This window comes from Photorhabdus heterorhabditis, assembly GCF_018448905.1.
GTDB lineage: Bacteria > Pseudomonadota > Gammaproteobacteria > Enterobacterales > Enterobacteriaceae > Photorhabdus > Photorhabdus heterorhabditis.
In genome coordinates, this window is sequence record NZ_RCWA01000021.1 from 51172 (window position 1) to 64587 (window position 13416).

Annotated in this window: 10 protein-coding genes; all 10 read right to left on the reverse strand. The window is 40.3% G+C overall.

The window, feature by feature from the left end; all coding sequences use genetic code 11:
- A complete protein-coding gene (locus EAE89_RS13965) occupies nucleotides 1-1221 on the reverse strand; it encodes a phage tail sheath C-terminal domain-containing protein (RefSeq protein WP_214086075.1) in 1221 nt (406 codons plus the stop codon).
- Nucleotides 1222-1268: 47 nt separating this feature from the next.
- Entirely contained in the window at nucleotides 1269-2702 is a 1434-nt protein-coding gene (locus tag EAE89_RS13970; RefSeq protein WP_214086090.1) for a phage tail sheath family protein, read from the reverse strand.
- Nucleotides 2703-2731: 29 nt separating this feature from the next.
- A complete protein-coding gene (locus EAE89_RS13975) occupies nucleotides 2732-3814 on the reverse strand; it encodes a phage tail sheath family protein (RefSeq protein ID WP_214086076.1) in 1083 nt (360 codons plus the stop codon).
- Nucleotides 3815-3900: 86 nt separating this feature from the next.
- Complete coding sequence (locus EAE89_RS13980) at nucleotides 3901-4350, reverse strand: phage tail protein (protein ID WP_054480004.1); 450 nt, start codon at nucleotides 4348-4350, stop codon at nucleotides 3901-3903.
- 888 nt (nucleotides 4351-5238) lie between these two features.
- Nucleotides 5239-6195 carry a hypothetical protein gene (locus EAE89_RS13985; protein WP_214086077.1) on the reverse strand — a complete coding sequence of 319 codons (957 nt, stop codon included), beginning with the start codon at nucleotides 6193-6195 and terminating at the stop codon, nucleotides 5239-5241.
- Nucleotides 6196-6301: 106 nt separating this feature from the next.
- Nucleotides 6302-7294 carry a hypothetical protein gene (locus tag EAE89_RS13990; protein ID WP_054480006.1) on the reverse strand — a complete coding sequence of 331 codons (993 nt, stop codon included), beginning with the start codon at nucleotides 7292-7294 and terminating at the stop codon, nucleotides 6302-6304.
- 83 nt (nucleotides 7295-7377) lie between these two features.
- Nucleotides 7378-8328: a Pvc16 family protein gene (locus EAE89_RS13995; RefSeq protein WP_214086078.1), complete on the reverse strand. Its 951-nt coding sequence runs from the start codon at nucleotides 8326-8328 to the stop codon at nucleotides 7378-7380.
- Between the two features lie 24 nt (nucleotides 8329-8352).
- Nucleotides 8353-10419 carry an ATP-binding protein gene (locus tag EAE89_RS14000; RefSeq protein ID WP_214086079.1) on the reverse strand — a complete coding sequence of 689 codons (2067 nt, stop codon included), beginning with the start codon at nucleotides 10417-10419 and terminating at the stop codon, nucleotides 8353-8355.
- A gap of 9 nt (nucleotides 10420-10428) precedes the next feature.
- Nucleotides 10429-11991, reverse strand: coding sequence for a contractile injection system tape measure protein (locus EAE89_RS14005; protein WP_214086080.1), 1563 nt, complete (start codon nucleotides 11989-11991; stop codon nucleotides 10429-10431).
- Between the two features lie 63 nt (nucleotides 11992-12054).
- Nucleotides 12055-13320 carry a tail fiber protein gene (locus tag EAE89_RS14010; RefSeq protein ID WP_214086081.1) on the reverse strand — a complete coding sequence of 422 codons (1266 nt, stop codon included), beginning with the start codon at nucleotides 13318-13320 and terminating at the stop codon, nucleotides 12055-12057.
- Nucleotides 13321-13416: the final 96 nt, after the last annotated feature.

Below are 13416 nucleotides of genomic sequence, written 5' to 3' on the forward strand. Positions count from 1 at the left end.
TTAATGGGTGATCCCGGTGCGGGTATCAAATGTCAGATTCAGCTCGATAAATTCCGCCGGAATTAACAGCGCCAGCCTGATCTTCATGATCATTTTCCCGGCCCGTAGATCCGCTTCACTCATCGACTCGTCAATCCCCAGTAACACCTCAAATGCCTGATCTTCCTGTGTACCGCGCAGTCCGCCGTTTAGCCATAACTGACGTAACCAGTTGTAAGCCTGACCTTTAAACTTCATCCAGGTGATGGCGTTATTGGGTTCAAACACAAAGGCCCGGCCTAGTTGAGTCATATGGGCTTCGATATAGGAAACCAGACGGCGCGTCTGGATATAGCGCCAGGGAGAACCGGGGGTATTGTCCAGCGTGCGACATCCCCAGATCCTTGTTCCTTTGCCGGGGAAGCTGCGAACCAGATTTAACGAAGTGCCGTTCTGATTAAACAGGTCATCAGCTTCAATATAAGAGCGTATCGGGTTGATGACTTTGGCTAACGTAATGTTCGCGGGGGCATGCCAGACGACCATTTGGTTATCGTTACGTTGGATGACGGCGGCCACCGCCGCAGTAGGTGAAAGTACAACAGGCTGATTTTGTTCCTGATAAGCACTGTTCAGCCTTGGCCAGTATACCGCGCCCCATTGCCGATCACTGGAAGAGAACTGGGCTAAACATTCAGCGGCCAGTGCGGGATCATCGGGGGCATCCAGCAATCCCATGATGCCGCGTCGGCTGTTGCAAAGGTTGAGTACGGATTGCCAAAACTGTTGCCAGAATAGAATCTTATCGTGTTGATCGATTTCTGAATCGGGAGCATCCATCTGATTCAGATAAACAATATCGGGAACCACAATCAGCGTGATAGCACTCTGTGCCGAAATCGCTTGTTTAACCCAATCTTGTTGTAGGGTGGTGGTTAATGATTGAAAATTGTCTCGGGGTTCATCAGACCCTAGCGACAGCACATAGGCTTGTTGACCCCCGTTTTCAAAAAAGTGGCGCACGGAATAGTACATTAATCCTGATTCACCAAATGACAGGGTAAAATCGGTCAGGTTGTGGAGCTTGACGGCGGTTTTGTCACTAATACGATTGTTTTTAGCATGATTATTTTTAGCCGGTTGGGTATAGCCGATAAAAACCGGTACACCGATAAATGCCTCATCTTGATGCTGGGATATCAGGTTCTCCGTGATGGTGACGCCGGGCTGTTTTATTTCCATTCTCGGTTCCTCACTAGAACAGGCGCGGCGAACCGCGCCCCATACGGTTACGGTGTTACATTTTGCGAAAATTGCAGAATAATAAATTCAGCCGGACGGACCGCTGCCATGCCAACTTTCACCACCATTTTGCCTTGCTTAATATCGTCGGCGGACATGGTGACATCTTGACCAATCTGGACAAAATAGGCTTCCTGTGGGCTGTTACCGGCCAGTGCCCCTTGCTGCCAGAGTTGATGGAGATAGTTATCAATCGCTGAGCGGACGCGTTCCCAGGTGGGCTGGCTGTTGGGTTCAAACACGGCAAATTGCATGGCTTGCTTGATATCCCGTTCTGCCGCATTAAATAAACGCCGAACTGGAATGTAGCGCCAATTATCATCATTTTGCAGAGTACGCGCACCCCAGACGACAAAACCTTTGTTACTGAAATAACGGATCGCATTGATACCATTTTGATTCATGGTACCTTGCTCATCTTCCGTGAGCCGTTCGGCTACATCACTAATCCCACTCAGCGCAACATTAGCGGGTGCTTTCCAGACACCGCGACTGGCATCGGTGGCGCAGTAGACACCGGCTATCACTGCACTGGCGGGAATCGTTTTACTTATGTTCTGTATTGCAGTCACCGCTTGCTGATAGACATCGGGATTTTTCTCTTTGAGCTGTACCAGATTAGTCACTTTGTCTGGGGTTGTATTGGCATCTTTATAGCCTGAAACAGCGACGAGAGCCTCTTCCGTTTGCATCAACTGTGAGACTTTCACGGCGGGATAATACGTTGCAGTTTGTGAGGGAACATTAGCGCTGATAGCGGTTGCTTTATCTTGGTTATCGGCGATAAGAAAATAGCCGTTATTTAATAATGAAGGGGTCAGGTTGTTATATATCTGGCTCTGATAATCAGCATCCTGTTCAGGACAGACAATTAACGTGATTTCTAAAGCCTGCTCAATCAACGCCGGGATTAATGCCAGCGTATTAGCCTTGCTGGTATCAGCAATTGGCAGGATATAACAAGGTCCGCCGCCATTTTGGAAATAAAGTTTTAAAGCATCACTGCTTATTGTGTAGATATCGACGGCGACCTGATAAGTGTATCCGGGGGGAGTTTCATCTGCATTGGGCGTTGTAGCCTGTGTCGTGGCGGCAACTTCTGTATCGTTTTCAACTCCTTCGTTGTTTTTGACTGATACATCGTCTTCGACTGTTTGAGGTTTTTCAGGAGGAGTCGGTTCGGGTTTGGGAGGCGTGGGTTCGGTTGATGTGATTGCTATTGATCTAACACAACCTACGTTAAATAGGTTAGTAAAATCCAACCAGCTACTCACGCGGGTTATTTCAGGTGTCGCGCTGGTTTTTTTCGGTAAGAAACGCCCAATAAAAACGGGTATTGCGGTATTTCCCTGGCTAACAGAAAGTGCCAGTGAGGCGTCTTCTTCAATATAGACGCCAGGATAAGTTGGTGTTGTTGACATAGTTGGTATAGCTGGCATATTTCCTCCGGTTATTGAGCGATATTCTGCGTAAGCTGCAAGATAATAAACTCGGCTGGACGAACCGCCGCCAGACCCACTTTGACAATCATTTTGCCCTGCTTAATATCGTCATCAGTCATGGTGACGTCTTTACCAATTTGAACAAAATAAGCCTGCTCAGCTTTGCTGCCCATCAAGCCGCCTTGCTGCCAGAGGGTGTGAAGATAGTTATCGATAGCACGGTGGACCGCTTTCCAAGTGGGTTGGCTATTGGGTTCGAAGACCGCGAAACTCATGGCATTTTTAATATCCCGTTCTGCGCTATTAAACAGGCGGCGAACCGGGATATAACGCCAATGATCATTGTCCTCAAGTGTGCGAGCACCCCAGACCAGCGTACCGCTCTTAGGAAAAGTGCGGATCATATTCAGCGCTTTACCTTGGTTATATTTCCCTTGCAGGTCGTCAGTCATCGGATATTTAGGTTGCAATCTGCCTTGCACAGCGACATTTGCTGGTGCTTGCCAAACGCCCCGGTTGTTATCGACACGGGCATAAATACCGGCCATGACGGCGCTGGGTGGAATATCAATGGTGGCTTTATTTTCTCCCCATTCAGCGGTCAGCCAGGGATAATAAACTGCGCCATAGGCTGTAGCGGAATAGGGTTTAAGCACGTCATCGGGTTTTTGGTCTGAGGTTATTTGAGCGATTGGACCATCAAAAATGGCGAATAATCCTTTGCCAGATTTGCAAAGGGCGTCTGCGGCAGTCATGATTTCTTCTCCGGCAGCAACCAGCAATGTCACATCATCGAGTTTTGGCACATGTTTTTCTAACTCTGCGGTTTTAACCAGATAGCCATATCCACCGCCATTAATAAAATAAGCGCGTAGTGCGATATCAAGCTTATCGGTGGCCGTAAATTGCCCCCCTTTGAGCGACAAATATTCCAGCCAGCTATTAACACGAATATAAGAATCATCGGTTATTAATGAATTGTCTTTTGCGACGGCAAAGACAGGCACTGCTGTTGCACCGGACTGAACAGAGAGTGCGGGTGAGGCGTCCTCTTCGATATAAACGCCGGGATAGGTTGGTACCGTTGGCATGTTGCCTCCAATTATTGTGCAATATTCTGAGTAGACAGCTTGATATACCCGATGGATTTCAAAAAGATAACGGGTATAAATGAGTCTTAAGCCGCTTGAATGGTGACTCGATCTGCGGTCAGGGTAATTTCCTGCACGGCAACTTCGTTGCTGGTGGCATCAAAAGAAGGGGAAGTTAATGAGGTTGGGAAGGCATTTGCCACGCTCCAGGTCATTAAAATTTCAGTGCCGGCTTCGTTGGTTAAACTAATTGAAATATCTTTTTTCTCCACCTGATTAAGCTGAATAGAGTTAATCCAGTCAAAAAGTTTAGTATCGCCAGAGAATACCCCTTTACGCAGCGAGATATTAATCGCCTGACGTTGACCGGGCATTTTATAGTAATTGCCGGTACCGTCTTTGTATTCTATGACATCATGAGAAATATCGAGGCCAGAAACGCTGTTAAAAGGGATTTGCTCATCAGCGATCGAGACAACAAATCGGTAAGTAGGAATGGGATATTCAACAGCAATTTGTTCTGGAGTTGTAGACATGATTTTTTCCTTGATTGTTTACATTTTGAATATAAGAAAAACGGCTATTACTTTGTTTTTCTTAGTACCTAACGATTGGGTATAGCTACCGCAATAACCTGATGTATAGCGGTTATTTTCATATTCATCTTTCAAGTTGCGGCTTTGTTGGCTGCTTGCACCTGCAAATTGAAATCTATTGGGTATGGGACCTATTCCCCCTCATTACAAAAAGGCCAAATGAAATAACCTTAGTGAGTCAGGTGGTTATTTGACGATTATTTAAATTACTTCGGTGTAAAAAGAGCGGTGTAATTATAGGCATTGAGCTTGTAAATGGGAGTGTTAATTAATAATAAGGGTAATTATTAATTGATATGGCCGGTTTTGATAATTTTATGTGTCTACATATCTTAATTGATTTTTATATTAATTGGAGGAAATGAGTTTGTTTATAATTTTTTGGTGAACTAATGATTATGAAAAATATAATCATAAAATAATCATCATGGAAATAATTTAAAGAGATTATTAAATTACAAGGGAAATGGTTTTATTCTGCTATTGAAGATAGATTGGTTTTAAAAATCAATTATCGTGGGGAATAACGGGAGCTATGTTCTCAAATACAGCTCCCGGTTTTTCTATACCCGTCATCTTTCAAGTTGCTTCTTTGTTGGCTGCACTCTCTCACCCCGGTCACAGAGTTATCTATACCCTTCATCTTTCAAGCTGCTGCTTTGTTGGCTGCGTTCACTTACCCCAGTCACATAGTTATCTATGCTCCCGGGGATGCGTTCTCTTGCCGCCGCACTGCAACTTGAAATCTATTGGGTATATGCTCCCGGGGATTCGCTCCCTTGCCGCCGCGATGCATCTTGAAATCCATAGGGTATATATAATGGCATACTATTTAATGTCTGTAATATGTCTCCTATTATACCCAGAAACTTTCATATCTTTGGAGGTAAAGGTATTGGCTTCAATTGAAGGCTTACTGAATGGCAACCAACTAGATTCAGTTTTTATATTTATGATATTAGGGGCTGCGGCTATTTTCTGATAGTGAAGTTGCCACTGTTTTTTCTCTGGGTTAAATTTTAAAAAGGCAAAACCATAGGTATTTTCCATCACTTTGCCATCGGCCTCGTGATATCCATAATCGCGGAATTCCATTGCCGACATCATACCCATTCCGTGATCAATATTCTGGTTATTATATTCAACGTCTTCTTGACCACCTTGTACGTGCCGAACCCGGAGAATATCTTTATTCATTTTATCGACCACAAATGAACATCCACTGAATCCTGGGGTAAATACATATTGTGGATGGCGACTGAGATCGGGTTGGGCCGGGATATCAACATATCCTCCTTGTGGTGCCCAATAAGCTAAAATAGACATGTCTTGATCCGGCATTTCTTCTTGCCAGGTATCGACGATTTTTAATGCATTGAATGGCAGAGTTTCATCCGATGGTTTAATTTGTAGTGCCTTGAATACCAAATTTCCTCCTCCTTCTTTGTTATTTAAAATATTTCTTACGCCTTCTGACATTTTTATTTTTTGCGGATTAATTAAATCGGTAATAATCGGTTGTGAAGTCAGTGCGCTTTCGCTTAATATATCAGACATTGCTATGGGGCTGGTGCTATATTGTCTTTGTTTCGCGGGGGATGGAATAAAAGGTTGTGCATCTTTTATATTTCTTTCATCTCCTATTCTTAGTTTTCTCTTTGGCGGTAAATCCAATCCTAACCCCAATGTGCAGCTATTCATATTATATTGGTTAGGATGTATTGCGCCTTTTTCCGCTCTGTTTTCTGAGTGATTAACTTTTTCACTGTATTTGTTGTTTAGCATATTATTACCTCTGATAATATACCCAATAGATTTCAAATTGCAGCGTGGCGGCAAGTGAACGTAGCCAACGAAGCAGCAACTTGAAAGATGACGGGTATATTTACTTTTAAATTTTATTCCATTTGTTCACATTAACATTCCCTGGGATTTTGATTTCGAGACTATTGCCAAATTCATTGTCTATGCTTTTTAAAATTGTTTTCGCATCTAAACGCCCTAATTGAACTGAACTTATGCCAGATCGTTTTAATAATAATGATTTTAAATCAGACAGTTTTCCTTTTACAGCAGGGGCTTGTGAAAGATTTTTTTCGTGAAGTAAATCAGGAGAAGCAAAGAATTCAGCTTGATCTAAGCCAAGTTCTTTAAGTTCTTCTGAATCTTCTATATTAATTTCTGCAAAATGAGTTGTATTAGATAAGAACTTTCTATTGGATACTTCTCCATCTATTGCTAGCAAGTAGAAAGTAAATGCCGTATTTCCTAAACGGTTCCAATCATCTTCATTGGTGTTACTTCCTTGAGTGCGATTTAATGTTTTTATTCCCTTATTTACCAAATTAAAGTTTGAGCTAATCTCATCAAATGTAGGTTTTTCTTGCCCATTGCCAGCAGTATAATGTCTCAATGTGAATGTCTTGTCTTTTACTTTAGCTAAATAATCATCTTTCGCTTTTTCAGAAGAAAATTTTATTTCATTATTGGTTATTTTATTCATTATGTCGAAAGGTAATTCTCTGTCATAAGGATCAAATTTACTTTTAAATTGGTTGAAAATATCTTCAGCTTTGACTTTTCCATTTAGATTATTACGGGTATTCGGTGTTGCTGAACTTTCTTTTTTTACCTCCAAATCTGGTGTATGTTCCTGTAATTTCTTTTTATCATCATCATTCTTTAGTTTAGTTTCCGGCTTTCTGGTGTACTGTTGATTTGGGGTGGTTTGTGCATTTAAGTCTTTTCCATCTCCTCTATTTTTAGGTGTATTTAATTCAAGATGCTCAGTTTGTTTATGACTGTTTGATCTTGCAGGAGAAACAATAGCTTGATCTTTTTGGGTATTAAGTTCAAACTTTTTTATAAGGCTATTTATTGGCATGATATTACCACCTGTATATCTTGTATGAATTTTGAATCGCAAATAATATATGGATTGTTAACGTGGAAAAATCAAATAAATAATTATTTGTTAGGTGAGTGATTGTTCGTTGTGTTAATATAGGTTTGATTTTGAATCCCAATTAACCTGTCAGAATTTTCTTTAGAAACAATAATATCAAAACCATTTATCTTAATGATAATCTCTTGACTGTTTTTCCATTTTTTAAGTGTATCTTTTATTTGTGTTAAATAAGCTGTGTTGGTCATACCGGAAACTTCAACAATAATGCTGTTATTTTCTTGATTTTGGTTATTTGCTGTGTCGGGTTCTGTTACCAAATTAATTTTAGCCAAAGCAAGACGAGCATCTTCTGTACCACCTAAATCGGCACATAATTTATCTACCAGAGCTTGGTTGATTTGTGAATTATTTAGGTTGGGTTTCTGATTTACAGACGCGGAAATTTGGTTAATTGGGGTAATATTGTCTTTAATATTTTGCAGTTTCATGGGTACGGTAATTGAATACATTAGAGAGAGGCGAGGGCGATTACCGAGAGCTTGCCAGAAATTACCCAAGCTATTTAAATTCTCCTGTTGGGGAATAATTCGGGTATAGGCACCGGGAATGCCGGCTAATTGACGGTTGTTAATTAATGCATTTAAAATCCGGGTCATCACTTGTGCCGCTTGATTATTGGGGCGGCTATCCGGGCTGGAGCTATCACTAGAGGGTTTATTCGCATCCCAATAAGTAATTAAATAGTGACAATTGATATTGACCCATCCCGGTAATAATGTGCTGGTTGCTGGGTTATAACGTCTTGGTTCGGCGGAACGTAATTGTAAATCTTCATTGATGTCATAAAGAAATACACTGACCGTCGGTTCCGATTGAATGGAATTAATTTCGGGTAGATCGAAGCGGATATCAATTTTATTGCCATTGGTATTTAAATACTGGGATAAAACAGTATTTAATGCATGATTTACTTCAATAATCGCGTTGTTAGAAGCAATTAGGGTTGTCATATTTATATTTATCCTATTGAGTATTTAAAAAACCAATCGGCCAGTTTTATTTAATTCGAGTGTAACCGCTCGATTGATATGTTTATTTTCGATTTGTTCACAATGGTCATTTTGCGCTAACATTGAGGCTAATAGCGCAATATTTCTGATATTAGCCCCGGTTAAATCAGCGCGTTTAGCCAGATAGGTAAAATCAATGGTATCGGATAATGTAATTTGTTCCGGCCAAATGACTTGCCACATTTTTTTACGTAATATTTCATCGGGATAAGAAAAACGGGTAATAAAGGTAAAACGGCGATTAAAGGCGCTGTCTAAATGGCTACGATTATTGGTGGCTAAGATCACTAATCCCGGATAATTTTCCAATCGTTGTAATAAGTAAGAAACTTCAATATTGGCATGTCTGTCTTGAGCATCTTTGGTTTCGCTACGCTTGCCAAATAGCGCATCCGCTTCATCGAAAAATAGCACGCCGGAATCTGCTTCGGCCAGATCGAAAATACGGGAGATATTTTTTTCCGTTTCGCCAATATATTTATTCACCACGGTAGAGAGATCCACTTTAATCAAATCAACGCCAAGATGACCAGCGATTACTTCTGCGGCCATGGTTTTGCCGGTCCCGGATTCTCCGTAAAATAGCGCACTAATACCGGTACCATAACCGATTTTTTCCTGAAAGCCAGTAGCTAGAATCTGGTCACGGTAATGAATGGCGGCAATAATTTCTCTTAATTGTTGCGCTAATGCGTCTGAAATAACTAAATCATTAAGGCTGCGTTTGGGGGTTATTCGTTGCGCTAATTTACCGAAATTCTGTTGAGCGCGGAAACTTAATGCTGTACGCAGATCGGTTTCTTCCAATTGACCTTCCGGTTGTCGGAGTATTTGGTATTGATGTGCTTCTTGAAGGATTTGCGGTAATGTTTCTGCGGTAAATGAAAAACGTTGACATAATTGAGGGATATTTATTTTCTGGATTATCTTATCTGGTAAACTGGCTTCCAGCATGGTTTTTTTATCTGCCAGCGTCAGAGCTGGCATATTAATTTGCACTATTGGTAAATGTTTAATCCACATTAATGAATCTTGTGGTTCTGCCAGACAAACCACGCGTAATTTTGCTTGGTTCAATAACGTGGAGAATTCCCTGTGTAATATTTTCTTTTCATCTTTAAGCAAAGAAAAATTGCGAATTAATAAGCAGGCATCATGTAATCGTGCTTCCCGGACTGCATCTATCAGCAAGTTAGGGTTATTTTCTTCCGGTAGTTGAGCTAAGTCTAGCGTTAAGGTACTGATATCATGAAGAGCCATCATATTGCTTACCGCTAATTCTCTGGCGCTATCTTGTTTTCCTCTGAGTATTACCAGCGGGCGAACTTCATCGGTTTTATTTAATAATATCTTTTCTAGTGAAGGGTAAAGGGATTGTGGATACCAACCGCGTGAGGCAGAAGCATGCCAATAAGCACAAGTTGTCAAGGGAGGTAAAATAACCCGTTGGCCTGATAAGAAATGCCAGACAGCGCTGTGAGTTAGAAATTGAGTTTGTAACCAAATAGACTCTTCGTGATTATTAAGCCGTAATAGTTGATGACTGATTAATGGTGTTTGCGGTAGAAGACTGTTTTGTCGTAATTGCCGATCACTTTGACGTTGGCTAAATAATTCAATGGCTAAGGCAAAGTCAGGCCACTGTTTTTTACTATTACCGTGCAGAGCAGCAAATAATGCATGATAACGGCTATCGAAATGGGGTAATAAACCTAATAATAAAACATCCCGTTCAAATTCAGTGAGATCAAAACGTGCAACTAATTGTGATAATGCATTGGGGGTTTCGTCGATTTCAGGGAAATTAATAATATCATCCTGTTTGGTGACCCAATGAGGAATGCTTTGTGGTTTTGCCAGCCGCTGGTTTAATTCATCTTCGGTAAGCAGAAAACTCTCTGGTAAATAATCATATTTTTCTCTATTTTGGTAATAGTAATGTTGTAATTGCAGATCAATACGTTCCAGATGGGGGTAAATCCAGTGTAATTCTGTCACCATATCATGGTTATTTTTAAGTAAAGCGTTCATATAAACCTGTTAAATATTTTTCCAGTCGATTAATAAAGAGCGATCCAACCAAGGAAGTTTGGCGATATTTAATGGCCACAGCCATTCAGTCAGCAATGCATCAAATGGCTGTGGCTGGATGGTGATTTTGATTTCTTGCTCATTTGCCAATAATTCACCCGGTCGTTGTAAGAACAATTGGCGGACGTCATTGCAGCTTAATTTTTTCCAACCGGGAAGTTGGGTAATAACGCTATCCAGCCATTGCTCTGTTATCAATTGCTTCTCTGGTTCAAGCAAGATTGATTCGGTATTTTCATTGATCATGAGTCCGCACAGAACGTTATTGAGCCTCTTACGTTCTGCCGGTGTTTCGTCGGTTCCCCAAATCAGATAGTCAAGGAAATTAACAGCATGGTATTGGGCTTGACGATGGATAAATTTTTTCCCCTCAAGTAGGCTAAGTTGATTAAACAATGTGGGTAGCATCGGCCAGAGCATTAATATGCCGGCATTATTGACTTGGCATGGAGAGTTTGATGCTGATAGTATTTTCTGATCTTCGGTAATAACCTTCTGATTTACCAGCAGTTGATGTTGCTGAACATCTAAAAAATTAACGTTATTTATGGCTGATTGTTTATCGGGTGTATTTTTATCTATATGATTTGGCATAAAGCATGCCAATAGATATTGGTACTCCTTAACTGATAGATGCTTTTGGCAAAGCCGTGAAACATAAACGGTTTGCCAGAGTTGTTTTAGCCAACTATTTAATGGCGTATTTTGGTTCATAGCTTGGCGAAATAGCTTAATAATAGGAGCGGTGTTAAGTGCGCCGTTATTAAGTTCAGTGATAATACGTGAAATGATTTTTGCATTGGGTTTAGGTATTTCCTGAATATTATGCCGCTGTAGATATTCCAGTGCATTGAGTATCAGTTGTGTGGAGGAGACAAGCTCCTCCTGATGTTGTGGTTTGTTTACTTTTTCGGATAATCTGCGATTAATGGCAATGAATAAAGCGGGTTGTTTGATAGCCAAAAGTCGTTGTATACCGTGTTCAGATAGACAGCTTTTTGCTAATAGCAATATCCACTTTCTCTCTATCTGTGCTAATTGATCAATAAGTTTATTAATATGAATGTCTTTATTATGTGTTATTGCCTCCAGTGTATTGGGTTGGGAATCTTGTTGATATAAAGAGTGAATGAAATTCTCCGCATCAATTAAATGATTATCGCAGAATGCGGAAGAGTTATCGGTAAATTTATTAAATGTTGGTTTATTCAGTAGAGTTTCTTCCTGATGGTTGTTTATCTGATATTGGTTAAGTGCTTTATTCAGCTCAACCTTGAGGCGAGCAGGGAATAATGAATTAAAGTCATGGGGATTTATTTCACCAAGGTCCAGAGTTAATTTGTCTAAAGAGATATCCTGATGAATGTTATATTCATCAAAGTATGAGTTGAGTAATTTATTTATACTGGCCTGATTAAGCACGGAGCCATGCAATACTTTTTTAGCTAGCTGTTGATTATTAGCTTCAATAGTAATGGTAATCCGATTTAACAGATTTGGCTCCGAAGTCATGTTAATATTTCCTTGGTAATGAGTAAATAATAGGTAATTTAAGTCTGTATTTGTAGAGTAGAATTAAAGTTTCATAATAAAGGCTAATAAGTAATAAGGCGGAATTACATCAACGCTATGATTATGTGAAGAGGATGATGCTGTTGCCTGGTGATTATGTCCTTGTCCTCCCCCTGTGTCTGATGTGTATGCACAACGAGAGTCGGACTGGTCATAACGCATTACTGTATCATTATAATTATGTAGTAGGTCACCATAGCCTGAGTAGACATTCCCATATCGCATTCCTCTAGTATTATAATAAGCCATACCTCCAATATGTTTATGACTAGGTATTTGTGACTCTGTTAATGTTGTATTTTGCACATTAACAGTGACAGAAACCTCAGTTAATTTTGTATTTTTGGGATATTCTTTTTCATTACCTCTACCTCTGGCGCAATAATGGCTGTTTCCTTTATCAGAAAAATCATTTCCGCACATGACAAAACGATTTCTTAAGTCTGGGGTTCCATTATTACCATCACAGAAAGCCCAGCCTGTAGGAGCGCTATCACCAGAAAACATCACAATCATTCCTCTGGGGAGTACTTTAATGGGATCAATGCTCACTCCGCTTGAGTTAACTGTGATACCGTTACCGGCTTTGACTGAAACACCATTATTATCAACAGTAATACCATTACTGGCCGTGACAGACACATAATTGTAATCTACATCAATGCCATTACCTGGGTTAACTGATATTCCATTGTCTCTATTAACCAGACCATTGCCCATCTTTACAGATAAAACATCATTTTTTGGTTCTAATATTAATGGAGAAAAGATATTGCTGATGGGTTTTCCCATTTTCAAACAGACACCGTTACTGTCTACTTTAATACCTTCACCAGCTTTAACCTTTACCCCTTCATTAACTATTTCAATACCGTGATGATTATCGACCTCAAGCTTTTCGTTGTTAATTCTCAATCCTCTGCCGGCATTGACGGCTAATCCGCTATTATCAGCTAACAGGCTTTTATTCTTGATTTTTACACTTAATCCATTTTCATCTGCCTTTAAACCGCCATTGTCGTTAAGTTTTACCGCTAGTGCACCGTCATTATTCAGTTTCAGGGCTGAATTTGGGTTATCCGTTTGACCGGGTGCTTTACTAACAGCCCGGCGACCTATATCAGCGATATTAATCAGATCGGCATAATCGGTCTGTAATGGAATACTGCCTTCTTTAAAGCGCCTTTTTAAATCATCTGCTGATGGGCCATTTGATTTGATATTTTCCATATTGGATTCTGCATTAGATAGATTAGATTTTTTTTCCATTTTTATCATCCTATGTGATGTTGAATTATCGAGATTTAAATATCTTGTGGGTTTTATGTATAATTAAACAGAAAAAGATATTTAATATTAAAATAA